This is a genomic window from Massilia solisilvae (assembly GCF_024753215.1).
GTDB lineage: Bacteria > Pseudomonadota > Gammaproteobacteria > Burkholderiales > Burkholderiaceae_D > Telluria > Telluria solisilvae.
The window spans coordinates 854,423-877,997 of record NZ_JANUGV010000002.1 but is presented as its reverse complement, the minus strand read 5'-3'; the positions used below and the strand labels follow the sequence as shown (position 1 = coordinate 877,997).

Annotated in this window: 31 protein-coding genes; 16 read left to right on the top strand and 15 right to left on the bottom strand. The window is 67.0% G+C overall.

Features of this window, described 5'->3' with window-relative positions; all coding sequences use genetic code 11:
- Positions 1–46: 46 nt before the first annotated feature.
- The 4 genes from NX773_RS12185 (at position 47) to NX773_RS12170 (ending at position 2,500) form a co-directional block, all read left to right on the top strand.
- Positions 47–412: a VOC family protein gene (locus NX773_RS12185; protein ID WP_258856576.1), complete on the top strand. Its 366-nt coding sequence runs from the start codon at positions 47–49 to the stop codon at positions 410–412.
- Positions 413–497: 85 nt separating this feature from the next.
- Positions 498–1,352, top strand: a complete 855-nt coding sequence (locus NX773_RS12180; protein WP_258822038.1) for a hypothetical protein — start codon at positions 498–500, stop codon at positions 1,350–1,352.
- A gap of 19 nt (positions 1,353–1,371) precedes the next feature.
- Positions 1,372–1,902, top strand: coding sequence for a hypothetical protein (locus NX773_RS12175; RefSeq protein ID WP_258856575.1), 531 nt, complete (start codon positions 1,372–1,374; stop codon positions 1,900–1,902).
- Between the two features lie 238 nt (positions 1,903–2,140).
- On the top strand, positions 2,141–2,500 hold the full coding sequence (locus NX773_RS12170) for a TraR/DksA family transcriptional regulator (protein ID WP_258856574.1): 360 nt from the start codon (positions 2,141–2,143) through the stop codon (positions 2,498–2,500).
- On the opposite strand, the gene phbB is transcribed toward NX773_RS12170, so the two are convergent.
- The 4 genes from phbB to NX773_RS12150 form a co-directional block, all read right to left on the bottom strand.
- Positions 2,497–3,240, bottom strand: a complete 744-nt coding sequence (phbB, locus tag NX773_RS12165; protein ID WP_258856573.1) for an acetoacetyl-CoA reductase — start codon at positions 3,238–3,240, stop codon at positions 2,497–2,499. The two genes, NX773_RS12170 and phbB, sit on opposite strands and share 4 nt — an antisense overlap.
- Before the next feature lie 124 nt (positions 3,241–3,364).
- Complete coding sequence (locus NX773_RS12160) at positions 3,365–3,919, bottom strand: hypothetical protein (protein WP_258856572.1); 555 nt, start codon at positions 3,917–3,919, stop codon at positions 3,365–3,367.
- A gap of 80 nt (positions 3,920–3,999) precedes the next feature.
- A complete protein-coding gene (locus tag NX773_RS12155) occupies positions 4,000–4,866 on the bottom strand; it encodes a M90 family metallopeptidase (protein ID WP_258856571.1) in 867 nt (288 codons plus the stop codon).
- 210 nt (positions 4,867–5,076) lie between these two features.
- Positions 5,077–5,691, bottom strand: coding sequence for a winged helix-turn-helix domain-containing protein (locus NX773_RS12150; RefSeq protein WP_258822044.1), 615 nt, complete (start codon positions 5,689–5,691; stop codon positions 5,077–5,079).
- Between the two features lie 256 nt (positions 5,692–5,947).
- Here NX773_RS12150 and NX773_RS12145 point away from each other — a divergent pair, with 256 nt between their 5' ends.
- The 3 genes from NX773_RS12145 (at position 5,948) to NX773_RS12135 (ending at position 9,504) form a co-directional block, all read left to right on the top strand.
- Positions 5,948–7,315 (top strand): MipA/OmpV family protein, encoded by a 1,368-nt coding sequence (locus NX773_RS12145; protein ID WP_258856570.1) that lies wholly within the window; start codon positions 5,948–5,950, stop codon positions 7,313–7,315.
- 142 nt (positions 7,316–7,457) lie between these two features.
- Positions 7,458–8,498 carry an OmpA family protein gene (locus NX773_RS12140; RefSeq protein WP_258856569.1) on the top strand — a complete coding sequence of 347 codons (1,041 nt, stop codon included), beginning with the start codon at positions 7,458–7,460 and terminating at the stop codon, positions 8,496–8,498.
- Between the two features lie 91 nt (positions 8,499–8,589).
- Positions 8,590–9,504 (top strand): YihY/virulence factor BrkB family protein, encoded by a 915-nt coding sequence (locus tag NX773_RS12135; protein WP_258856568.1) that lies wholly within the window; start codon positions 8,590–8,592, stop codon positions 9,502–9,504.
- Between the two features lie 129 nt (positions 9,505–9,633).
- Here the strand turns inward: NX773_RS12135 and NX773_RS12130 are convergent, their stop codons facing one another.
- The 3 genes from NX773_RS12130 to NX773_RS12120 form a co-directional block, all read right to left on the bottom strand.
- The gene (locus NX773_RS12130; RefSeq protein WP_258856567.1) at positions 9,634–10,869 is read right to left on the bottom strand and encodes an AI-2E family transporter; all 1,236 of its coding nucleotides are present in this window, start codon (positions 10,867–10,869) and stop codon (positions 9,634–9,636) included.
- 46 nt (positions 10,870–10,915) lie between these two features.
- Positions 10,916–11,230, bottom strand: a complete 315-nt coding sequence (locus NX773_RS12125) for a BON domain-containing protein (protein WP_258822049.1) — start codon at positions 11,228–11,230, stop codon at positions 10,916–10,918.
- Between the two features lie 126 nt (positions 11,231–11,356).
- Positions 11,357–11,911: a hypothetical protein gene (locus NX773_RS12120; RefSeq protein ID WP_258856566.1), complete on the bottom strand. Its 555-nt coding sequence runs from the start codon at positions 11,909–11,911 to the stop codon at positions 11,357–11,359.
- Positions 11,912–12,101: 190 nt separating this feature from the next.
- Between NX773_RS12120 and NX773_RS12115 the strand changes: the two genes are divergently transcribed.
- The 3 genes from NX773_RS12115 to NX773_RS12105 are packed head-to-tail and all read left to right on the top strand — an operon-like array spanning position 12,102 to position 13,151.
- A complete protein-coding gene (locus NX773_RS12115; protein WP_258856565.1) occupies positions 12,102–12,569 on the top strand; it encodes an outer membrane lipoprotein in 468 nt (155 codons plus the stop codon).
- Positions 12,570–12,599: 30 nt separating this feature from the next.
- The gene (locus NX773_RS12110) at positions 12,600–12,752 is read left to right on the top strand and encodes a DUF3309 family protein (RefSeq protein WP_258822052.1); all 153 of its coding nucleotides are present in this window, start codon (positions 12,600–12,602) and stop codon (positions 12,750–12,752) included.
- Positions 12,753–12,800: 48 nt separating this feature from the next.
- The gene (locus tag NX773_RS12105; RefSeq protein ID WP_258856564.1) at positions 12,801–13,151 is read left to right on the top strand and encodes a hypothetical protein; all 351 of its coding nucleotides are present in this window, start codon (positions 12,801–12,803) and stop codon (positions 13,149–13,151) included.
- Positions 13,152–13,306: 155 nt separating this feature from the next.
- Here the strand turns inward: NX773_RS12105 and NX773_RS12100 are convergent, their stop codons facing one another.
- The 7 genes from NX773_RS12100 to NX773_RS12070 all read right to left on the bottom strand — a co-directional run bounded on the left by NX773_RS12100 (position 13,307) and on the right by NX773_RS12070 (position 17,701).
- Positions 13,307–14,455, bottom strand: coding sequence for a patatin-like phospholipase family protein (locus tag NX773_RS12100; protein WP_258856563.1), 1,149 nt, complete (start codon positions 14,453–14,455; stop codon positions 13,307–13,309).
- Between the two features lie 104 nt (positions 14,456–14,559).
- A complete protein-coding gene (locus NX773_RS12095) occupies positions 14,560–14,919 on the bottom strand; it encodes a hypothetical protein (protein ID WP_258822055.1) in 360 nt (119 codons plus the stop codon).
- Positions 14,920–14,933: 14 nt separating this feature from the next.
- Positions 14,934–15,320: a phage holin family protein gene (locus NX773_RS12090; RefSeq protein ID WP_258856562.1), complete on the bottom strand. Its 387-nt coding sequence runs from the start codon at positions 15,318–15,320 to the stop codon at positions 14,934–14,936.
- Between the two features lie 18 nt (positions 15,321–15,338).
- Positions 15,339–15,632, bottom strand: coding sequence for an ElaB/YgaM/YqjD family protein (locus NX773_RS12085; RefSeq protein ID WP_258856737.1), 294 nt, complete (start codon positions 15,630–15,632; stop codon positions 15,339–15,341).
- 104 nt (positions 15,633–15,736) lie between these two features.
- Positions 15,737–16,276 (bottom strand): ferritin-like domain-containing protein, encoded by a 540-nt coding sequence (locus NX773_RS12080; protein ID WP_258856561.1) that lies wholly within the window; start codon positions 16,274–16,276, stop codon positions 15,737–15,739.
- Between the two features lie 32 nt (positions 16,277–16,308).
- Entirely contained in the window at positions 16,309–17,238 is a 930-nt protein-coding gene (locus tag NX773_RS12075; protein ID WP_258856560.1) for an OmpA family protein, read from the bottom strand.
- Positions 17,239–17,338: 100 nt separating this feature from the next.
- Positions 17,339–17,701, bottom strand: a complete 363-nt coding sequence (locus NX773_RS12070; protein ID WP_258856559.1) for a DUF4398 domain-containing protein — start codon at positions 17,699–17,701, stop codon at positions 17,339–17,341.
- Between the two features lie 210 nt (positions 17,702–17,911).
- Between NX773_RS12070 and NX773_RS12065 the strand changes: the two genes are divergently transcribed.
- Both NX773_RS12065 and NX773_RS12060 read left to right on the top strand, forming a co-directional pair.
- Positions 17,912–19,966, top strand: coding sequence for an AsmA family protein (locus NX773_RS12065; RefSeq protein WP_258856558.1), 2,055 nt, complete (start codon positions 17,912–17,914; stop codon positions 19,964–19,966).
- A 161-nt stretch (positions 19,967–20,127) separates the two neighbouring features.
- Entirely contained in the window at positions 20,128–20,349 is a 222-nt protein-coding gene (locus tag NX773_RS12060; RefSeq protein ID WP_258856557.1) for a YMGG-like glycine zipper-containing protein, read from the top strand.
- Positions 20,350–20,484: 135 nt separating this feature from the next.
- Here NX773_RS12060 and NX773_RS12055 read toward each other — a convergent pair whose 3' ends face one another.
- A complete protein-coding gene (locus NX773_RS12055) occupies positions 20,485–21,219 on the bottom strand; it encodes a Crp/Fnr family transcriptional regulator (RefSeq protein ID WP_258856556.1) in 735 nt (244 codons plus the stop codon).
- 210 nt (positions 21,220–21,429) lie between these two features.
- On the opposite strand from NX773_RS12055, the gene NX773_RS12050 reads away from it, so the two are divergent.
- The 4 genes from NX773_RS12050 (at position 21,430) to NX773_RS12035 (ending at position 23,500) form a co-directional block, all read left to right on the top strand.
- Positions 21,430–22,206, top strand: coding sequence for a glycine zipper 2TM domain-containing protein (locus NX773_RS12050; RefSeq protein ID WP_258856555.1), 777 nt, complete (start codon positions 21,430–21,432; stop codon positions 22,204–22,206).
- Between the two features lie 164 nt (positions 22,207–22,370).
- Complete coding sequence (locus NX773_RS12045) at positions 22,371–22,595, top strand: hypothetical protein (protein ID WP_258856554.1); 225 nt, start codon at positions 22,371–22,373, stop codon at positions 22,593–22,595.
- An 87-nt stretch (positions 22,596–22,682) separates the two neighbouring features.
- Positions 22,683–22,829, top strand: a complete 147-nt coding sequence (locus NX773_RS12040; RefSeq protein WP_135187822.1) for a lmo0937 family membrane protein — start codon at positions 22,683–22,685, stop codon at positions 22,827–22,829.
- A 95-nt stretch (positions 22,830–22,924) separates the two neighbouring features.
- Positions 22,925–23,500: an NUDIX domain-containing protein gene (locus tag NX773_RS12035; RefSeq protein WP_258856553.1), complete on the top strand. Its 576-nt coding sequence runs from the start codon at positions 22,925–22,927 to the stop codon at positions 23,498–23,500.
- Positions 23,501–23,575: the final 75 nt, after the last annotated feature.

Sequence of the window (23,575 nt, the reverse complement as noted above, 5' to 3'; positions counted from 1 at the left end):
GGGCGGCCGGCGCACACTGGCCGTCCATCACAACAAGGAGAAGGCGATGATCCAGGGATTGCGCACGGTGATCTACCCGGTGACGGCACTGGCGGACGGCGCGGCATGGTATGCGCAGGTGCTCGGCAAGGCGCCCTATTTCGACCAGCCGTTCTACGTCGGCTTCGAGGTCGGCGGCTTCGAGCTGGGGCTGGTCCCGGACGGCGACCCGGGCAGCGCCGGCGCCACCGCCTACTGGGGCACGGCCGATGCCAAGGCCGAGGTCGCGCGCCTGGTCGCGCTGGGTGCCACCGTCGAGTCCGACGTGACCGACGTCGGCGAAGGCATCAAGGTCGCGACTGTGCGCGATCCCTACGGCAACCTGTTCGGCATCATCGAAAACCCGCATTTCGATCGCAACAAGGTCGGCTGATCTTGACTTACTGCAAGATGCCGCAAGGATAGTTTGCAAGAATGGGGCTTTCCGGTCCGCCCTTTTGCGCGGCCAGAAAGGACCCATGAAACCCTTCCGTTTCGCCAGCCTTGTCCTGCTCTGCGCCAGCCTGCTGCTCGGAGGCTGCGCCAGCACCGGCAGCGTCAGTTTGGCGGAAGTGCGCGAGTTCGCGGACGCCTCGGCCAAGCTGGGCGGCTACGCCGAACTGTCGCGGCGCTTCCGCGACACCTACGAGCGCGAGCAGCCCTACCTGTCCCCGGCCGCCGACCGCCTCGCGCGCGACAACGACGCCAAGCGCCAGGCCGTGTACGACGACTTCGTCAGCATCCAGAAGGCGGTGGTACTGTACATGCAGACCCTGAGCGTGCTGGCCGGCGACGGGCGCTTTGACCTGTCGGGCAATCTCGACGACCTGGGCAACGGCCTGAAGGCCAATGCCGAATCGGGCCTGGAGCGCCGCCACATCGCCGCCTACACGGGCCTGACGCGCCTGCTCACGCGGGTGATCGCGTCCGGCTACCAGAACCGCAGCGTGGAGACGATGGTGCGCGACGGCGACGCCGACGTGCAGACCCTGCTCGAGGCGATGATCTCGCTCACGCGGCTGTACTACAAGACCAACGAAAATGAAAAGAAAACCGTGCTCGGCATTTTCGACGTCGAGTTGCCAATGTCCAACCGTAACACCGACCGCATGCTGGTGACGCTGGCCAAGGTGCATTACATCAGCAAGGCGGCCGAGTACAAACTGGTGGACCGGCGCTACGACCTGGCCTTGCAGGGCCTGACCAAGGTCGCGCTCGGGCACCAGAAAATGCGCGAGAACCTGCACAACCTGCAGCGCGAGGAAGTGCGCGCCATGATCGCGAACTACGGCCGCGACCTGCGCATGATACGCGACAACCTGATCAGCGGCTGACGCCCGAGGAGTCCTTCGCATGAAACCGGAAAACCCCAACCCGCAGGCCGCTACGCCGGCAGCGCCGGGCGGCCTGTCCACCCCGGCCGAGATCGAACAGCTGGCCGACCAGCTGACCGCGGCCGCCAACGCGCTGCACGAGCGCATCATGAAGGACCTGCAGGCCTATCACGGCGGCCCGGTGCCGCTGCAGGCGCAGGAAGCGGCGCGCAAGCTGATCGACGACGAGCAGGAGTTGCGCCAGCGCGCCAACAGCCTGTATGCCGACGCCACCACCCTGATCGTGCGCGCGCTGGGCAAGCCGCAGGCGCACCTGATGGCGCTGGCGGCTGACGCCACCGCCAGGATCAAGACCCTGGTCAAGATCAGCGACACGATGGGCGTCGTGGGCCGGCTGCTGGAAATTTCCGGCGCCGCCCTGACCGGCAACCCGGTGCTCATCATGCGTTCGTTCGAGGACATGCACCACATGCTCGACCTGCTTGCGCTGCACAACCCAGCGGCCGCCACGCCCGCACCCAGCGCCCCGCCAGCACCGGCCAAACCCTGAGCCGCGGCCACGGCCGTCATGGCCGGCGCGCACTGGCCCGGCACGAGTCGTGCGCCAGTATGCTTCGCCCCACCAACGCGCTACACTGGACCCGAACACCAGCACCATCAAAACAGGCAGAAACGGGGAGTCCAGCGATGACCATCGAGCACCGGCAGCCCGGCGCGCGGGCCGCGGCCGGGATGCGGCGCGCCGCGCGCCTTTGCCCAGATCCCATCTTGCGTTGACGAGGCCAGCCATGAACGGTCTGGACCAGGGGCAGCTTGCGCTCCTGAAATCGATTTTGCAGCAGCGCCTCGATGCGCTGACCGGGGCCGTGCAGCCGCAGGCCGCGGGCGAGCACGACCTGCCGGTCTCCGAGGTGGAAACCTCGCCGGCCGACAAGGCGACGGTACGCCTGCTCAACGACCTGGCCTTGGGCGCGGCCGGTCACAACGCGGCCCTGATGCAGGTGCTGCGCCGCACGCTGGAAAAATTCGATGACCAGACCTATGGCCTGTGCGAGGAATGCGGCAACGACATCGGGTTCTCGCGCCTGCAGGCGCGCCCGGAAGCGCGCCTGTGCATCACCTGCCAGACCCGCGCCGAAAAGCGCTAGCCCATGTGTTGCCCGCCGTTGATCGCGATGTTGGCCCCGGTGACGAACGCGGCCGCGTCCGAGGCCAGGTAAGCGACCAGTGCCGCCACCTCGTCCGGTTCGCCCAGCCGGCCGATCGGAATTTGCGGCAGGATTTTCTGCTGCATGATCTCGGGCGGCACCGCCTCGGTCATTTTGGTGCGCAGGTAGCCCGGCGACACGGTATTGACCGTGATGCCGTGGCGCGCCATTTCCAGCGCCAGCGCCTTGGTAAACCCGTGCATGCCGGCCTTGGCGGCGGCATAGTTGGCCTGCCCGAACGCGCCCGCCTGGCCGTTGACCGACGAGATGTTGATGATGCGCCCGGCGCGCTGCGCCATCATCGGCTCGATGGCCTGGCGGGTGACGTTGAACACGCTGTCCAGGTCGGCGCGCAGCACGGCCTGCCAGTCCTCGTGCGTCATCTTGCGCAGGCTGCGGTCGCGCGTGATGCCGGCATTGTTGACCAGCACGTCGAGCCGGCCCATTTCGGCCAGCAGCTTTTGCATCATCCATTCGCACTCGGCAAAGTCGGTCACGTCGACCTTGTAGGCATTGAAGCGGAAGCCCTCGTCACGCTGCGCCGCCAGCCAGGCTTCCGGCGTTTGGTTGCTGGGCGAATAGGTCGCCGCCACCTGGAACCCTTCCGCATGCAGGCGCCGGCACAGCGCCGTCCCCAGTCCCCCCATCCCGCCAGTCACCAACGCTACTTTGTTATTCATGACGTCCCCATCCAGTTGATGTCCGCCGCGCGCCCTGCGCGGCGTGAACCACCAAGTCTAGGAGCACGAATTTTTGGAAAGATGAGGAAAGTCAAAGGCCGGGCGCACGGCCGCGCCGGGACCGTCAGGCGATGACCTGGGGAACGCTGGCCGGGTCGAAATCGGCCCAGTCGCCGCCCACAATGTTGCCGCTCGCGCGCTCGATGTGGTGCGCGCCCAGGCGACGCAGCAGGTCCACCGCGCGCGCCTCCAGCGCCGGGTCGTCAAACGCGACCGCCACGCACATGCCGGCCGGGCGCACGTCGGGCACCGGGCCCGTGCCGCGCTCGCTTTCGCCGCGTTCCTTCATGCGCGAGAAACTGAACAGCGAACCGACATGCGCGCCCAGCAGGCCGCCGACCACCGGGCCGAGCGGACCGGTGACCGGGGCGGTGACGGCGCCGGCCGCGACGCCGACCGCGGCACCCACGCCCGCGCCCTCGGCCAGGCCCTCCGGCGTTTCCCTGGCGCCGGGCGAGACCATGTGGTCGCCGCCGATCGAGGTCATGTCGTGCTGGCCGGGCTGGTTGATGTAAAAGCCGCTGACGCGGTCGGCGTCGAAACCGGCCTCAATCAGCGCCTGGCGCGCCTGCTCGACCTCGTCCTGAAGCTGGAAGTGCCCTGCGATGATGGTGGACATGCGTTTCCTCCTGCGTTGAACGGTTGGCCGCAAGCATGCGCGATAGCCGCGCCCGCTGTCTGTACGACTGCGCACGCAGCCTAGTGCCACTGTCCATAGACCACGCCGGGCGCGTGCGGTTCCTCGGCCAGCGGGCTGGGAAACCAGGCGCGCGGGTCCACGCGGAAATAGGCGACAAACTCGTCAAACAGGTCGGGATGGCGCGCGGCGAGCCGGTACGGCTGCTCGAAAAAGCTTTCGGTGGCGACCGCGAAGAATTCGGCCGGGCTGTTCGCGCCGTAGTGGTCGAGCACGCTGTGCTGGCCGTACCAGGCGTCGGCGCGCAGACTCTCGAAGTTGCGGCCCAGCACTTCGGACCAGCGCCGGTAGCGTTCGCGCGCGCCCAGCCACGGTGCGCCGTTGTTGCTGCCCGACTCGCTGTCGAGCTGGTGGGCGAACTCGTGCAGCACCACGTTCTGCCCGTGCGGCACCTCGTTGTCCCAGCGCCGCACGTGGTCCCACGACAGGATCACGCGGCCATCGCCCCACGACTCGCCCAGCAGGTCCTGGCGCTCCTCGTGCACGACGCCGGCCGCATCCACCTGGCGGCGCGGCACCAGGAAGGCGCCGGGATAGACCAGGATCGTGTGCAGCGCGCGGAACACCTTGGTCGGGCGGCCCATCAGCAGCAGGCAGGCCTGCGCCGCGATCGTCACGCGCATCTCATCCGTGACCTCGAGCCCGGCGCAACCGACGAACTTTTTCTGCAGCAAAAATTGCTGGACCAGCCGCACCAGTTCGCCGCGCTGCTCCTGGCCCATGCCGTGGTACTGGCCGACGTTGCGCTCGATGATCGCCAGCCACTGTGGCGCGAACGGCTGCGCCAGCGCGCGCCGCAGCCGCCAGCGCGGCACCAGCCACGCCAGAGCGGCCAGCGCCGCCAAGGCGGCAAGCACTAGCGCTTCCATCGACACCCTCTTGTCATCGTCCGTCTCCCACTGGCTTGGCGCGGCGCGCCATGTCGCCAGCAAGTGGGTATTGTTGACCGGATTTCAATAGCTGGGCTTGCCCAAACAAAAACCGCCGGGCCGGGAGCCTGCGCGGCGGCATTCGGACAGCGGCGGCCGGCGCCAAGGCCGGCCTGGAGGATGGAGGGCCTCTCTCGCGCCCGCGGCGGATCAGGCCCGCTCTTTGGCGACCTGGGCCGGGGCCGGGCCGAACAGCGCGGCCACCAGCGGATCGCGCGAGACCGGGCTGCGGTTGACGCGGATCGCGTAGTGGGTGTCGTCGGCCAGGATGTGGAAGTGGCGGCCGGCGCCGGCCATGCTCTGCTCGCGCAGGCCCGGGCGCTCCTTGCGCGGCGCCACGCCCTCGCGCTTGGGCTGGGCGATTGCGGCCAGGAAGGCCTTGACGCGATCCTGATCGGGACAGATCTGGTACACGGCCTTGCCCAGGTAGGTGGCGGTGCCTTCGATGTAACGGGCCAGTTCGATCACGCCAGCTTCGCGCAGGTCGCGGATATACTTGCGCGCGCCGGACGGCGAGAACTTGAGGAACCAGGCGATTTCGTCCGCCAGCATCTCATGCGTCTGCAGCTCCTGGATCAGCTTCTGCATGTTCTCGATCCGCCGCTGGGTGGCCGAGGTCGAGCGCACACGCTCGATCGGCGCCAGCGAAATCGGCGCACGCTCGGTCGGCTGGGGCGGGACGCGCTCGATCAGCGCAGAGCTGCTGGAGTTGTGCACTGCGCCCATGTCGCCTTGCACCGCGTTATGATGAGTCGTTGCATGCATGTTGGTTAGCTCCAATTTCAAGAGAGACTGTGTAGTCCGGGTCGCTGTGTGCCGTTTGACACCCTGACAACACCACGGGTTCCGCTTAACTGGGCTCAAGATTGCCTGCGTCAGCACGACTGGTCTGTGCACCATCTAACATTGCTGGAAATTCCTGAAAGAATTTCTTGCAAGGGTGCGGCGCCCGCGCAAGCTTGGCCAAAATGCATCAGTTCGCCTGACGGGCTAAAATGTCCGTTTTTTGGCTGTGTTGCCCATGCGCCTGCGTCTTGCTCCCCTTCCCCTGCTGCTGCTGCCCGTGTTCGCCAGCGCCGGCCCGGCCGCCACCGACGTGCTGGTCGACTTCCTGGCCATCCCCGGCAGCGCCGGGCTGGGGGGCATCCATCGCATGGACCGCCCGCCCTACCAGGACGCCAAGGTGACCCAGGACCTGGTGCCGCTCTACATGTACGAGGGCGACAAGGTGTACCTGCACGCGACCCGGGTGGGCGTCAAGCTGGGCGAGCGGCGCGACCACAACTGGGAACTGTTCCTCGATTACCGCTACGAAGGCTTCCCGACCGAGAACCAGGCCGCCCTTGCCGGCATGGCGCGGCGCACGGCGGCGCTGCAAAGCGGCGTGGCCTACCGAGGCCGCACCCAGTTCGGCAACGTGGACCTCGAACTGCTGCACGACGCCAACAACACCAGCCACGGCAACGAATGGCGCTTCGGCTACAGCATCGACATCCATTCGGGGCGCTGGCACTTCCGCCCGAGCTGGACGGTCGCGCGGCGCAGCGCCAACCTGAACAACTATTACTACGGCGTGCGGCCGGAAGAAGCCGCACCCGGCCGGCCGGCCTACATGCCCGGCGCCGGCACCGACTGGACCGCGGCACTGTACGGCTACTACGAGCTGACCGAGCGCTGGCGCCTGCTGGGCGGGGTCGGCGTGACCTACCTGGACGAGTCGGTGCGGAGAAGCCCGATCGTGGACGACCGCCCGCAAGTGGGAGCCCTGGTCGGCGCGGCCTACGATTTCGGCAGCCACGCCAAATACGGCGAGCCGGGACGGCCGCTGTACGTGCGGGTGCTGGGCGGGCGCGCGACCGAATGCAACTTCCTGCCGGCGGTGGCGCTGCGCTGCGGCTCCACCCGCACCGGCGACGACACCCGCATCTGGGGCGTGGACATCGGCCGCCCGCTGGTGCAGCAGGTGAACGGCTGGCCGCTCGATTTCGCCGCCTATGTGGGCGTGGTCGCGCACGACGAGCGCGGGTTGCGCGCCAACGGCCTGCAGCTCGATGCGCAGATCAAGGCGCGCTACTACGGCCTGCCGTGGAGCGAGCGGGTGAAAACCCGCATCAGCTTCGGCGCGGGCTTCTCGCTGGCCCAGCGCGTGCCGCTGACCGAGGTGCGCGACCAGGCGCGCCGCGGCCGCGCCACCAACCGCCTGCTCAACTATCTCGACCCGTCGATCGATTTTTCGGTCGGCGACGCGATCGGCAACCGGCGCCTGAAGGACACCTTCCTCGGCGTGGGCGTGTCGCACCGCTCCGGCATCTTCGGCTCGTCCCAGCTGCTGGGCAACATCAACGGCGGCTCCAACTATTTGTACGGGTACATCGAAACCAAGCTGTGATGGTGTTGTAAAAAGCGCACTCTGCCGGCCCCTGTGTTCGATAACGCACGGACCCAACGGAACTCAGCCGCTTAATCTTTATCCAACATCACTGTCGAGAGCATGCGATGTCAATTACCCTTTCAACCAATGGGAGTCACCCGTGAATAACATTAAAAAGATTGCTCTGGCCGCCGCGCTGGTTTGCTCGGCCGGCTCCGCGCTGGCACAGGAAATCAACCCCTCGTGGTACGTCTCGGGCGCGGCGGTCTGGATGGACACCGACAAGTCGTTTGGCGTGGACAAGAACGGCTGGGGCGGCGCGGTCCGCGTCGGCAAGCCCGTCCACCAGTACTTCGACATCCAGATCGGCGCCAGCCACGCGCGCGCCAACACCGACCACAACGGCGACTTCTGGCAAACCCTGTACGGCGTGGACGCGCTGCTGATGCTGTCGCGCCAGACGATCCGCCCCTACCTGCTGTTTGGTATCGGCGGCGAGCATGACCATGTCAGTCGCCCGTTCCCGGTCGGCCTGCGCAAGGACACCTCGTGGTACTACCAGGGCGGCGTGGGTCTGCAGGCCACCATCAACGACCGCTGGTCGTTCCAGGCCGACGCGCGCTGGGTGCGCGGCAACCCGGACGGCGGCAAGTTCAACGGCATCGACAAGAGCCTGACCAAGTACGTGACGTTCGGCTTCAACTACGCGCTGCAACCGCCGCCGGCCCCGCCCGCGCCGCCGGCCCCGGTGGCCGAGCAGCCGGCCCCGACCCCGGCCCCGACCGAAGCGCCGCCGCCGCCGCCCCCGCCGCCGGCCCGCTTCGAGAAGGTGACGCTGTCGGCCACCGAACTGTTCGCGTTTGACAGCGCCAAGCTCTCGATGCCGCAGCCCAAGCTCGACGAGATCGCCAACACGCTCGCGCAGAACCCGAGCCTGACCGACATCACGATCACCGGCTACACCGACCGCATCGGTTCGTCCAAGTACAACCACAAGCTGTCACTGCGCCGTGCCAATGCCGTGCGCGACTATCTCATCAGCAAGGGCATCGACGGCAGCCGCCTCAAGGCAGTCGGCCGCGGTGAGGAAAATCCGGTGGCCGAGTGCCACCAGAAGAAGCGCAAGGAGCTGATCGCGTGCCTGGCACCGAATCGCCGCGTGGAGGTCGAACAAATCACGATCGAAAAACGCGTCGAGTAACCGCCGGCATGCGCGGGCGCCCGTGGCGTCCGCCAACCCTGGCCCACCGAACGCGCCGCCCTGGCGCGTTCGTCATTCTGGAGGATCGGGAATGCAGATGAAGAAGTGGCTGTCGGAGTCGGGCGAGCTCTACCACGTGATGAAAAGCGCGGTGTCGGAATGGGTGGCCCACCGCGCGGCCAGCAAGGGCGCGGCGCTGGCTTTCTACACCTTGTTTTCGCTGGCGCCGGTGCTGGTGATGGTGATCGCCATCGCTGGCCTGTTCTATGGCGCCGAGGCGGCGCAGGGCCAGCTGCTGGACGAGCTGCGCGGCCTGATGGGCAAGCAAAGCGCCGAAACGATCCAGGCCGTGCTGGCCGCGGCCAGCAACAAAAAAGGCGGCACGGTTGCCACCATCGTCGCCGCCGTGCTGCTGGTGATCGGCGCGACCAGCGCGTTCGCCGAACTCAAGGACAGCCTGGACGAGATCTGGGACGTGCCCGCGCCGCAGGACGCGAGCTTCTGGGACACGATCCGCACGCGCCTGCTGTCATTCGGGCTGATCCTGGTGCTGGCCTTCCTGCTGATGGTGTCGCTGGTGGTGAACGCGGCGCTCAATGTGCTCGAAAATTACTTCAGCGGCATGTGGCAGACCGCCACCACCCTGCTGGCCTGGGCCGCGGCCGCCATCAGCTTCCTCGTGATCGCCACCCTGTTCGGGGTGATCTACAAGCTGCTGCCGCGAATCAAGCTGTCCTGGCACGACGTGACCATCGGCGCGCTGGGCACGGCGGCCCTGTTCACGCTGGGCAAAGTCCTGATTGGGCTTTACATCGGCAACAGCGGCGTGACCAGCAGCTTTGGCGCGGCCGGCTCGCTGATCGCCCTGCTGCTGTGGGTGTACTACTCGGCGCAGATCTTCTTCCTCGGCGCCGAATTCACCCGCCAGTACGCCTTGCAGCTGGGCAGCCTGCGCAACCGCCCGAAGGAGGAAACGGGAGCGGACAAGACCAGCGCACGCGCGTAAGGGTGACGAATATGTCGCCGCCGCGTCCGTAGGGTGGGCAGCTCGGCTGCCCACGCGTTCATCCGACGCCAGCGCTGCTTGAACGCGTGGGCAGGGCTCGGCTGAGCAGTGCCCGGCCGAGCCGCGCCCTCACTCCCCCAGCAGCTCGGCCACCACCTCCATCCCCTCGACGCGCTCGGCCACCACCTTGAGCACCACCACCACCGGCACCCCGAGCAGTAGCCCCCACATGCCCCACAGCCAGCCCCAGAACAGCAGGCTGACGAACACGGCGGCCGCGTTCATCTTGGCGATCTTGCCCGTCATCCAGGTCGTGACGACCATGCCGACCAGGGTTGCGATGCCCAGCGAGGCGCCGGCCACCAGCAGCACCATGCGCAGCGATTCGAACTGCAGGAACGCAACCAGGCCGGTGGCAGAGGTGATCAGGAGCGGCCCGAAGTACGGCATGATGTGCACCAGGCCGGCAAACACGGCCCATGCGCCGGCGTTCTCGAGCCCGATCGCGCGCAGCGCCGCCCACATCAGCAAGGCCAGCAAGATGTTGGTCACCAGCAGCATGAACATGTAGTTCTGGATCGAGCTGTTGATGTCCTCGAGGATGTGCACGGTCACCTTCTTGCGCGTGAGCGAAGGCCCGGTCAGCTTGACCAGCTTGCGCTTGAAGGTGTCGCCCGCCAGCAGCAGGAAAAACACGAGGAACACCACCATGGTCGCCTCCGACACGAAGGCGGCCAGGCTCATCGACCCGGCCAGGATCCAGTCCATGACCCGGAAACTGGGCGAGCCGGCGTTCGGCGGCAAGGGTTGCCGGCGCAGCGCCCGCTTGGCGTCCGCCCCCACGTTCGATGCGGCCTGCTCGATTTCCGTCGCCGCGGCCTGTACCTGCTGGATCGTGCTCGGCTGTCCGCCCGAGTTATCGGTGATCATCCGGGTGACCTTGTGCGTGAGCGCGGGCAACTCGTCGATGATGTTGAAGAACTCGCCCTGCACGCGCTGCATGGTCAGGGCCATGCCGACCAGGATCGCGACCGTGACCAGGGTGGCGCCGATCGCACGCTTGACGTGCCAACGCTCCAGCCAGGCGACGATCGGGCTGAGCGTGTAGGCGATGAAAATGCCGAGCAACAAAGGCACGAAAAATTTCTGCGCCCACTGCAAGGCAAACACAAAGGCGACGGTCGCGATGATGCCGAGCGAAACGCCGCGCGCGTTCACGTGCACTGGCAGCCGCAAGCTGCCAGGCAACAATTCTTCCCCGTCGGGGACATTGGCTTGCACCGTCCCCTGGTCGAGGTCGGTGGCGGGAGTGGCCGGGGCGGCGCTGGCCTCGGGCTGGGCCGGGCTGGATTGGGCGAGCTGCATAAAAAACAAAAACCTGCTGGAAAACCGGGCCGCCCCGGCGGGACGCTTATTTCACCCGGATATCATTTTTGACAGATGTTACACCTTTGACGCTGCGCGCCACCTCGGCGGCGCGCTGGGCATCGGCCGGCTGCGCGACGAAGCCGGACAGCTGCACGTCGCCCTTGAACGTCTCGACGTTGATCTCGGTGGACTTCAGGGTCGGTTCGTTGAAGATCGCAGCCTTGACCTTGGTGGTGATGGCGGCGTCGTCGATGTACTCGCCGGTGCTCTCGCGGGTCGGGCTCGACGAGCAGCCGACCACGGTCAGGGCGAGCGAAGCGGTGAAGACCGCGGTAGCGAGGCGTTGGATCGTTTTCATTGATTGCTCCTTGTAGATTGACGTCAAAAACACAAACAAAACTGTCGCAGCTGTGCTGGACAGCGCTCGATCGTTCCGCGCCGGACACGGAACGAGACCGAACCGGTTGCAGGACCAGCGCCCGGCTCACCGCGGCGCGGTGTAGGCGGCCTTGGCCTGCGCCACGCACTGTTCCTTGGCCGCGCCGGCAAACGCGTCGCACTTTTCCAGCGCAACGTGGTACGCGGCCTTCTGCTTGTCTTCGCGCGCTTCGCTGCGCGCCTCGATGGTTTTCTTGTCGGCCCTGGCATCGGCCTCGGCCGCGATGCGCGTCGCCTTGGCCTGTTCCATGCACACGTCCTTGTCGTTGCCTGTGAGCCCTGCGCAGCGCGTCTTGTCACGGTCATAGTTGGCCGCCGCAATGCGCATGCGTGCCCGCGTGTAGGCCTTGAGCGTGTTCTCGTAGGCCGCGCGCGCCTCCTCCTCGGCCTGCACCTGGGCCGCCTTGGCTTCGGCCACGCACAGGTCGTGCGGATTGCCGGCGATGCTGCCGCATTGCGCCACGGCGTTCTTGTAATTGGTCGCGGCGGCCTGGCGCGCCTGTTCGTAAGCGTTCCTGGCGTCCGGCACGGCGCCGGCGCGGGCATGCCCGGCCCACAGGAGCGCGGCGCCGAGGAGCAACAGCATATGGGGCATCTTCATTGTCTTCTCCGTTGTGTCAGGACTGACAACGTTGTACCGCGCCTGCCGTTGCTGTTCTGTTCGGTGCCGAACACAGCTGGTCCGATGTCGCTGGTCACTGGCGCCCAGGCAGCGGAGGTGCGTCAACGCACAGATCGCTTGACGCGGTGTAGCTATTCTGTCCACACATTCATTTGCCCAGGAGACCAACATGAAAGGATCTCGCATCTTCGGCGCCACCGTGATCGCGGCAAGCGCCATCCTGACTGGCTGCGCCAGCAACAACACGCAGCCGTACAACAGCGGCTACAGCAGCGGCTACGGCTACAACAGCAACGCCTCGATGGGCTACGGCACGATCGAATCGATCCAGGTGGTGCAGGCATCGGGCAACACCAGCGGCGCCGGCGCCATCGTCGGCGGGCTGGTTGGCGCGCTGGCCGGCAACCAGGTTGGGAGCGGCGGCGGCCGCACGGCAGCCACCGTGGCCGGTGGCGTGGCTGGCGCCGCAATCGGCAACCGCGTCGAGTCCAACCGCAACGCCAACGGCGGCCAGGTGTACCAGATCAACGTGCGTATGGACAACGGCGAGTACCGCACCGTCACCCAGGACAGCGTCTATGACCTGAACGTCGGCAACCGCGTGCGCATCGTCGATGGCCGTGTGTACCGGTATTGAGTCCCTGCCTACTTGCTGTAAAGAACGGCGATGGGGACTATACTGTTGGTAATCCTGATACTCGCCCTGGTCGGCGCATTGCCGACCTGGAGCCACAGCCGGACTTGGGGCTACGGCCCCAGCGGCGTGGCTGGACTGCTGGTCGTGGTCCTGCTGGTGTTGCTGCTGACTGGGCGGTTATAGGACCAGGGGGGCGCATGTGCGCCCGCCTCACCTTTGATGGAGGTTCAAATGCGACCCATGGATGTGGCGCGCGCGGTGGCGCTCGCCGGTGCGCTTGGCGCTTTCGCGCTGGCGCAGGCACAGCAGATGGATGACAGCACGGTAGCACCCGCTGTTGCACAGAAGCAGAAGCAGGAAATCGCAAAAGGCGATCCGTCGCGCTGGTACACCCCGGCCGACGAGGTGCGCAACAAGGAAAAGGAAATCGGCGCAGCCTACGCCGAGGCCAAGGTGGCCTGCCGCGAGGCGCCCAAGGAGCAGCGCGCCGCCTGCCTGAAGGACGCGCGCACCACCTACGAGCAGGATATGGCCGACGCGCGCAAGCTGGCCGCGCCGTCCGCGCCTGGCAAGACCAAATAAGCCAGGCCTGATTGGCACACACGCAGTCGCAGGGTGGGCAGCTTGGCTGCCCACGCGTTCAAGGGGCGCTTGCTCGACGCCAAGGCCAGCGTCGGTACGACTTGCAATTGAACGCGTGGGTTGGGGGTGCCACGCCGGACAAGCCGCCCCCTACCCTAATCGGCCTGGCGCGCGCTGGCGTCGTGTCCTGGCGTCTCGTGCACCACCACCGCGGTATCGGCCGGCACCCCGCTCAGCCAGCCGGCGTGGCGCAGTGCACGTTGGGTATCCGCATAGCCCTGGTCCCAGCGCCACTCGATCGATCCCTTGGAAAAATTGATGTCCTTGGACGCCATGTGCCAGTCGTGCCCGGCGTAGCGTAGCCGTACGATATGCAGCACGCTGCCGCAGCCGAGCGCCAGCATGGCGCGCTCGTCCTCGCACGTGCGCAGTTCCGGCGGCAGCCGGTCGTATAGCTCGCGCAGCCGGCTTTGCAGCGCGTGCACGCGCGCGTAGTCGGCCAGGTGGCGCTCGGTGCGCGAGGCATAGGTCACGTCCTTCTGGCGGGTGCGCACTTCCTCGTAGGTCATCGGCGCCGCGCCCGCCGGGCTCCACAGGTCCACCATGAAGCACAGCGTGTCGCCCAGCGGCAACTCGTCGAGCACGGCCTCGAGCGGCGTGTTCGAATACAGGCCGCCGTCCCAGTACAGCTCGCCGTCGATGCGCACCGGCGGAAAACCCGGCGGCAGGCTGCCCGAGGCGCGCACGTGCTCGGGCCCGATGCGTTGGCGGCGGCTGTCGAAATGGACCAGCTGACCGCTGGTCACGTTGACCGCGCTGATGGTCAGCCGTGGCGCCGGCTCGGTATTCATGAAATCGAAATCGACCAGCTCGCGCAGCGTCGCCTCGAGCGGTTCGGTGTCGTAGAACGAGGCGTTCTCCGGCGCCACCGGCATGCCGAACGCGAACGCGCTGGCGCCGCGCGGCACGAAGAACCCCTCCACGCCGCGTACCACGGTTTCCATGGTATTGAGGCGAATGTGCGCGCGCCGCTGGTTGTCGCCGACCGCCTCCATGTCCACGCAATCGCTGTGGGCCACCCGCTCCCAGAAGCGCGTCAGTTGCGACAGGCAGCGGCTGCGCGCGTTGCCGGAAATGAGCGCGGCGTTGATGGCGCCGATCGAGGTGCCGGCAATCCAGTCGGGTACCAGCGCGTGTTCGTGCAGCGCCTGGTAGACGCCGGCCTGGTAGGCGCCCAGCGCCCCGCCGCCCTGCAGCACGAGCACCACGCGCAAGCCCTGCGGATTGAGCGAGTTTCTGGCCATTGCATCCCAAAAAAGACGGCGCCCAATCCGTGATTGCGACGCCGCTCAAGCCCCACCATATCTGTTGCGGCCGGACCGCTGTCCGGCCTGGCGCACGGGCCGGCTCAGTAGGCCAGCTCCTGCGCCCGTTTGCGCTGCAGGTACCAGGCGGCCACGCCCAGCAGGGTGGCGATGCCCAGCGCCGGCTTGCCGAGCCGCTTTTTGCGGATGAAGCCCAGCACCGTCAGCGCGTACGGCGCCAGCACCGACACGTTGGTGCCGGTCGGCTTGAGCAGCGCGTCGGCCCGCGTGCGCAGCGCCCAGGTCGCGTGGTCGACCACCGAGTGGAACATGACCTCGGGCCGCGCCCCGTGCTTGATCTGGGCCTTGGCATGCGCGATGCCGGCGCGGTAGTACTCGCCGTCGCGCAGCAGTTCGGCCTTGCGGACGTCCGGGCTCAGCTTGTCGTGCGAATGTGTGTGCATGTTCTCCCCTTGGTTCACAGCAGCATGTCACGGTCGTTGCGCAGCTCCTGCATGGTGGCCGGGAACGCCAGCTTGCCTTGCTTGAGCATGGCCATGCCCCAGAACACCAGCGCGGCCGTGAAGACCAGGAACACGACGAACATCAGCAGCAGGATCTTCCAGCCCAGCGCGTCCCACGCCAGCGCGACGATGGTCGCGGTGCCGTAGGCCAGCGCGAACCAGGTGAACATGACCGCCAGCGCAAAAATGGCCAGCAGCTCGATCACGTGGTTGCGCACCTCGCCCAGCTCGACCGCCGCCAGTTCGACACGCGACACCACCAGGCCGAACAGGTTGCGCAGCAGGTTCGATACGCCGCCCATCAGGCCAGGGGAGTGTACGACGGTTTCAGTGTCTTCCATGATCGGGTCCCCGGCGTCTCATTGTTGTTGGCGGCTGATGAGCATGCCCACGAGCAAACCCACACCTGCCGCGGCGACCACCGTGCGCCATGGGTTGTCCTTGACATAGACATCGGCCGTGTGCGCCAGTTCCTTGCCTTTTTCGATGGCTTGATCCTGGTAGCTGCCGGCCTTGCCCAGCGCCCGGTCGAGCATGTCCATGCCGCGTCCGCGCAATTCCTCGGCCTTTTCGCCGGTCAAGGCCGCCGCCGCCGACAGCAGCGCCTGGGCATCGCGCACCAGCGCTTTCATGTCGGTGCCGGCATCCTGCATGCCGGCGTTGAAGGATCGGGTGCTGCCGTTGCTGCGGATGGTGTCTAGCATGGTGAACTCCTGTTGTCTGGTGGGGGGGGTATCGATCGTGTTGCATTGCCGGCTTACATGGCCAGCAGGTCGCGCATGTCGTCGGCGTGCTCCTCTTCGACCGCCATGATTTCGACCAGCATGTCGCGCGTGGTCGGGTCCTTGTCGCCGATGACCTGGATCATCTGGCGGTACGACTCGATCGCCACACGCTCGGCGATCAGGTCGGCGCGCACCATGGCCTGGGCGTCGGCCGAGTCGTCGTACTCGGCGTGGCTGCGCGCCGACAGCGTGGCCGGATTGAAGTTGGGCGAGCCGTTGAGCTGCACGATGCGTTCGGCGATGCGGTCGGCGTGGTCCTGCTCCTGCTGCGCATGCTCGAGGAACTCGGCGCGCATCTGGGCGCTGTTGGGCCCCTGCACGGTGTAGTAGTGGCGCTTGTAGCGCAGGATGCACAACAGTTCGGTCGCCAGCGCGTCGTTGAGCATCGCAATGACCGCCTCGCGGTCGGCCTGGTAGCCCTCGGTGACGGCGCCGTCGTCGAGGTTGGCGGCGGCGCGGCGGATCGCCGCCACGTCGAAGCCATGTGCCAGGTTGCTTTTCGTTTCTTCCATGATGTTTCCTTTTGAAGATTGAGATAAGCGGGTCAGCGCATCGCCGCGCGCGGCGGGATGGACGCGCCCTCGTTCGACAGCACGATCTCGACGCGGCGGTTGCGCTGGCGGTTGGCGGCCGAGTCGTTCGGCGCCACCGGGAATGCCTCGCCATACGCGCGCATCGCGATGCGCTCGCGCGCCACGCCCATGCCGGCAAGGGCCGAGGCCACCGTGCTCGCGCGCCGTTCGGACAGCTCCTGGTTGTGGCTGGCCGTGCCGGTGCTGTCCGTGAAGCCTTCGACCAATACCGTGCGGTCAGGGTTCTGCGCCATCACGTCGGCCAGCTTGCGCAAGGTTGAAACCCCTTCCGGTTTCAGGCTGGCGCGGTCCAGGTCGAACAGCACGTCGCCGATCGTCACCACATAGCCGCGCTCGGTCTTGACGGCATGCAGCTCGACCAGCAGCGCCTCCAGCCGCGCGGCACGCTCGGCCAGCGCGGCGCTCTGGGCCTGCGCCTCGGCGGCCTGGTGGCGCGCACTCTCGGCCTGCTGCTGCGCGTTGGCGGCCTGAGCCTGGGCGTCGGCGGCCTGGCGCCGCGCGCGCTCGGCCTCGGCGGTGCGTGCCTGCAACTGCACCTCGGTGCGCTCCTGGCGCGCCTGCGCGATGCCGGCCTCGGCCGCCTTGGTCTTGGCCACTTCCTGGGCGGTCGCGATCTTCTGCTTGGCCAGGTAGGCCAGCCGGTCGATCTTGTCCAGGCTCTCGCGCTGGGCGGCGGCGGCGTTGGCCTTGTCGAGCGCGTCGGTGGCTTCCTTGAACTGCAGCGGCGCGTACTGCGCCACCTGCGGGTTGTTGCTTGCGGCCACAAAGTCGGCCCTGGCCTGGTCCAGCGTGGCGGTGGTGGTGGGCACGGTGCTGCAGGCCGCCAGCATCACGACGCTGGCGAACACGATCGATTTCAAAATGCGTGCATGCTTGTTCATGTTGTTCTCCCGGGCGCGCCGCACGGCGCGGATGTCGTTGTCGTTGCGCGCATCAGGCCACGCCCGGCGCCAGCGGCGCGGACCGGCCCGTGCGCGCTGGTCATTGCTGGTTGGCGCGGTCCACTTCCTGGCGCAGCGCGCGCAGGTCGGCGTCCAGCGCGCTGGCGGCGGCCGTAGCCTTGGCCGAGGTGGCCTTGCTCTGGGCCAGCTTGGCGTCGGCCTCGGCCTGCACCGCCAGCTCGCGCGCCAGCTTGTAGTCCTTGGCCTGCAGCGCCTGGTTAGCCTTGAGCATCTTCTCGCGCGCCATCGTGATCTCGTCCGGCGCCAGCTCGGCCGCGCCGGCCTGCACCGCGTTCTCGACCGCGTTCTTCGACACCGCCACGTCCGCCGCCGCCGGCGCCTTCTGCAGGCTGGAGCAGGCTGCAAGCAGCGCCAGCACGGCCGCGCCGGCGAGCAGTTTCATGGATTCTTTTGCGACCATCGTCATCTCCTGGAATGAGGGATTGTTATTGGTAACGTTATAAGCCGATTGGCGGACGAGATCGGTTCGCTGGCGCACATTGCCCCGCCCGCTTGTGCGACGCCCCGCGCACGGTGCGCTGGCGCACATCATGACTCATGCCTTTCCGATAATCTCGCTGTCACGACAGTTCCCACCTAAAAGGATCGTGTCATGACCGACACCAGCGAGAAGCCAGCGACCACGCGCCGCATGTCGCGCGGCACAAAAATCGTGCTGGGCGTGCTTGGGGTACTGGTCGCCATCCCCGTCATCGCCATCATCTTCATTCTCACCTTCGATTGGAACCAGGCCAAGCCCTGGATCAACGCCAAGGTGAGCGACGCGATCGAGCGCCCGTTCGCCATCCGCGGCAATCTTGCCGTGCATTGGGAGCAGCCGGCGCGCGCGATGGCGCCGGGCGAGCGCACCTGGCGCGACTGGATTCCCTGGCCGCACCTGTACGCCGATGACGTTCATGTCGGCAACCCTGCCGGCATGCCCGAGCGCGACATGGCCAAGGTGCGCCAGTTCTCGTTCTCGCTCAATCCCTTCGCCCTGCTCGGCCACACGATTTCGATTCCCGTGCTGCGCTTCGATTCGCCAAGCGTGGACCTGCTGCGCGTCGATCCCACGCACAACAACTGGACCTTCAAGCACGAACAGCAACCATCGAAGTGGAGGCTCGACCTGCAGCGCATCGTGCTGTCCAGGGGCGTGGTGCACGTGCTCGATGCGGTCACCAAAACCGATGTGACGGCCGACATCGAAACGCTGGCGGACAACCCGACTTACGGCATCGGCTGGACCCTGCGCGGCAGCTACAACGGCGCGCCGGTGGGCGGCGGCGGCAAGGCTGGCGCCGTGCTCACGCTGCGCGAAGAGGATGTGCGCTACCCGGTCCAGGCCGACATGCACTCGGGCGCCATGCGCATCGCGGTCGAGGGCACGATCACGCGTCCGATACAGTTGTCCGGGCTCGACCTGCGCCTGAAGCTGGCCGGGCCGAGCATGGCGCGGCTGTACAACTTCACCCACCTGCTGTTGCCCGAAACGCCGGCGTTCAGCACCGAGGGTCACCTGATCGGCAAGATCGGCGGCGACGACGCGCGCTGGACCTACGAAAACTTCAAGGGCAAGGTCGGCTCGAGCGATATTGCCGGCCGGCTTGAATTCCGGCCCGACAAGCCGCGCGGCAAGCTGTCCGGCAACGTGGTCTCGCACCAGTTGCTGTTCACCGACCTGGGCCCGCTGATCGGCGCCGACTCCAACGCCAGCAAGAAGGCGCGCGGCGTCGACGTGGTGCAGCCGGAGGGCAAGGTGCTGCCGGTCGAGAAATTCAGGACCGAACGCTGGAAGACGCTCGATGCCGACGTGCGCTTTGCGGCCGACCGCATCGTACGCAAGAAAGAGCTGCCGATCACCAAGCTGTCCACCCACCTGGTCATGAAGGACGGCGTGCTCACGCTCGACCCGCTCGACTTTGGGCTGGCCGGCGGCACGCTGCGCAACCATATCAAGCTCGATGGCAGCAGCGGCAAGACCATCAAGGCCACCGCCCAGGTCGAGGCGCGCCACATCCAGATCAAGCAGCTGTTCCCTGCCATCCAGAAGGTGCAACAGGCGACCATCGGCCAGATCAATGGCGACGCCAAGCTCACCGCCGTGGGCGAGTCGGTGGCCGGCATGCTGGCCGACTCCAACGGCGAAATCAACGCGCTGGTGCAGGAAGGCACGGTGAGCAAGCTGCTGGTGGAGGAGATGGGCCTGAACGTGGGCAGCATCATCATTGACAAGCTGTTCGGCGACAAGCAGGTGCAGCTCAACTGCGTGGCCACCGAGCTGGACGTAGTCAACGGCGTGGCCAAGACCCAGCTGTTCGTGGCCGACACGGACGACGCCCGCATCGTGGTCGGCGGCGCGGTCAACCTGGCCACCGAGCAGATGAACCTGCGGCTGGACCAGCAGACCAAGGGCCTGCACCTGCTGTCGCTGCGCGCGCCGATCTATCTGCGCGGCACCTTCCACCAGCCGGACGTGTCGGTGGACAAGAAGGTGCTCGCCCTGCGCGCCGGCGGCGCCCTGGCGCTGGGCGCGATTGCCGCCCCGGCCGCGCTGGTGCCGCTAATCAACACGGGCGGTGGCAAGGACAGCAATTGCGGCAAGCTGCTGGCGCAGGCGAGCGCCAAGCCGACCGCGCCGCCGCCGGGCAAGACCAAGACGCATTGAGCCAGATCGCGCAGGGTGAGCCAGCGAACAGACGGGAGCGCAAGCGGGCTCTACTCTGTAGCTGAGGTGGCGCGGGGCGCCATCGGGAGAACGCAATGATGGGCGTTACCTGGTTCCGGCCGGTATGCCTGAGTGATTACCCACCGAAAAGGAGATCAATCATGAAAACCATCAAGCAAGTGGTAGTGTGTGCATCGCTGGCAACCGCGGCCCTGGGCCTGACCGGCTGCGCCGGCATGTCGCAGCAGGACCGTAACACCGCCATTGGCGCGGGCGCTGGCGCCGTGGTCGGCGGCGCGCTTACCGGCGGCAGCGCGGCCGGCACCGTCGGCGGCGCTGCCGTGGGCGGCGTGATCGGCAACCAGGTCAAATCGACCCACTAAGCCGAAAACCACGTTGGACGAGAACGCCCCGCCAGTCGGGGCGTTTCCGCAGGGAGGGCAGGTCCCCTGCCCACGCGTTCATCGAATGCGGGCATTGCCTGGACGAGTGAGCAGGAACCCTGCCCACCCTACCGATTACACCAGCAACACCGGCTCCAGCGCCACCTCGCCCGCTTCCTTGACGATCTCGTAGCAGGTGCATGCCGCAGCCGCCAGCCCGTCCGGATCGAGGATCTCGATATTGCCCCGGCTGTAGATGATGAGCCCCTGCTGCTGCAGCGCGCTCGCCGCCTTGGTCACGCCGACCCGGCGCACGCCCAGCGCGTGGGCCAGGAACTCGTGGGTGAGATGGAATTTGTCCGACTGCAGACGGTCGCGCGTGACCAGCAGCGAGCGCGCCAGCCGCGCTTCGAGAACGTGGAAACGGCTGCACACGGCAATCTGGATCGCCTGCACCAACAGGGTGTCGGTGTAGCGCGCCAGCACCCGCTGCAGCGCCGGGCTGCCGGCGAACGCCTCGCGCAGGGCGTCGCTCTCCATCCGGCTGGCGCTGCCCGCGCGCTGCACCAGCGCGCGCACCTGGGTGGTCTCGTGTCCCAGCGCCACCGTCGCGCCGAGCATGCCCTCGCGCCCCACCAGTCCCACTTCCAGCGTCATCCGCCCCTCGGCCACGGCCTGCAGGGAAATCAGGCAATCGTGGGGGAAATAGACGTGGCGGATCGGGTCGCCCGGCTCGGACAGCACCTCGCCGGCCTCGACCCGAACCGGATCGAGCAGGGACAGCACGTGCGCCAGCTCCTCGGGCGGCAATGCGGACAGCAGCAGGTTGGCGTTGTGCTCTGCGATCCGGCGCGGTGCCGCAGACTTCATCGGACCTTTACGGTTGGATTGCATCTGTTCGGGCCTTTGGCTGACCGGCGACAAGCGCCGCGGATACATTTGCAAACAATTTCAGCCAGCGTAAAGGGGGTGGTGCCTGAAGTATGTACGGTGACGCACGGACGCTGAGCTTGTGCCTGTTGACAATGGGACTCTCGAACAGGCGATCCCAAGCCCGCAACCAACAGGAAAGGACACATCATGGAGACGCACCCGATCCCGTCCGCGCGCAACGCCGGCCACCATCCGCTGATGATCCTGGCAGCCGTCGCCGTTGTGCTGTTCTGCCTGGTCGGCACCGCCGCCGTGCTCGGCTGGCTTCCCTCCTCGATCGGCAGCAACAGCGCCAGCCGGCAGCTGAGCGACGCCGACCGCATGGCACTGTCCGCCGGCATGCAGCAGACGCCGCCCACCGCCGCACCGCTACCACCGCAGCCGCTGCAAGCGGCGCCGGCGCCCCAGCTGTCCCAGCAGTACGCGCCGCAGCCGGCCTACCCGGCCCCGCAATATGCGCCGCAGCCGGCCACCACGGTGCCGCCGCCGATGCCGGCCGCCGCGCCGCCGGTACCGGTGCCGGACACCGCCCCTGCCCGCGCCCACGGCAAGCCGGCGCGCGTGGCAGCGGTGGAGGCTGAACGTGGCTGGTGCGCCAGCTGCGGCAATATCGAATCGATCCGCACCATCACCACCCGCGCCCGCGGCTCGGGCCTGGGCGCGGCCGGCGGCGCCATCCTCGGCGGCCTGCTGGGCAACCAGGTGGGCAGCGGCAATGGCCGCCAGCTGGCCACGGTGGCCGGCGCGGTCGGCGGCGCGGTGGTCGGCAACCAGGTCGAGGGCAACATGCACGCCAGCCAAACCTATGAAATCCGGGTGCGCCTGGACGACGGCACGCTGCGCACCTTCCACCAGAGCAGCCCGCCCGCTTGGCACACCGGCGAGCGCGTGCGCATCGTCAAGGGTCGCCTGCGGCCCGCCTGAGCGCACCAGCCTGGCCTCGCCGGGACCGGCCTTGTGGCCCGTCCCGGCTTTTCTTTTTCGCAATGTGCGTCACCGCACGGAAGCGCCGGTGCCCCCGGCCCAGAATTGTTGCACTGGAACAGCATACGGTGCAGCGACATCAACCAACCGCAAGGGGACGAGGCATGAACACCATGACGTGGGTCGGCATCATCGTTTGGGGAATGATCATCACCGGTTTTGGTCTCGCCTCGGCGGGCACGCCCAACGGCATCGAGCCGGATATGCAGGCACACGATGTGGTGTTCCTGGTCAGCGGCGGCCTGCTGACCGTGCTGATCGGCGTGGCGGGCGTCATGGGCCTGATGGGCTGGATTCCGGGCCTGCGCAAGAGCGAATCTGCCGCCTAACGTACGGCAGCGAACGGAGTGTGAACGCGGCGGTCTGCATACTTGAAGCCAAGCCGCGTTAGCGGCCCCATCCAAGGAGGACCAATCATGCTCTATACCATCGCAGTCATACTCATCATCCTGTGGCTGCTCGGCCTGGTGACGTCGTACACGGTCGGCGGTTTCATCCACATCCTGCTGGTAGTGGCCATCATCATGATCCTGGTGCGCCTGATCAGCGGACGCGGCATATAGCAGAAGTCGAGCCGCGTTTGAAGACCGGTCCGTTTCGCGGTTGCGCCTGGAAGGTGTGACGGCGAAACGGATCGCTTTTTCATTCGACGCACCCCATGGATGCCGACCCGGTCCGCATCGCCGGCCACGAGCTGCTGGCTGACGACTATTACCCGTTGAAGAAGGTCACGTACGACCAGCGCCGTCGCGACGGCAGCTGGCAGCGCGAGACGCGCGAAGTGTACGACAGTGCCAGCGGCGCCGCCGCGCTGCTGTACGACCTGGCGCGCCGCACCGTGGTGCTCACGCGCCAGTTCCGCATCGGCGCGCGCCTGGCCGGCCACGACGGCTACCTGATCGAAGTGCCAGCCGGCGTCCTTGACGGCAAAAGCCCGGACGAGCGCGTACGCGCCGAGCTGCTGGAGGAGACCGGCTACCGCATCGAGCGCGTCGACAAGGTAATGGAACTGTTTGCCAGCCCCGGCTCGCTGACCGAACGCGTGCACTGCTTTGTCGCCCCCTACGACCCGGCCATGCGCGAGCACGCCGGCGGCGGCAGGCGCGACGAAGGCGAGGACATCGAAGTGATCGAGCTCTCGTTCGAGGACGCGCTGGCGCGGGTGGCAAGTGGCGAGATCGTGGATGCCAAGACTGTCGTGCTTTTGCAATACCTGCAGCTGCACCTGGCTTGACGTGCGCCGTGCCGCGCGCGCCACGCTAACCGGGATCAAGACCTGGTCCTTTTCGCTGCGCAATAGTGTTCCTTC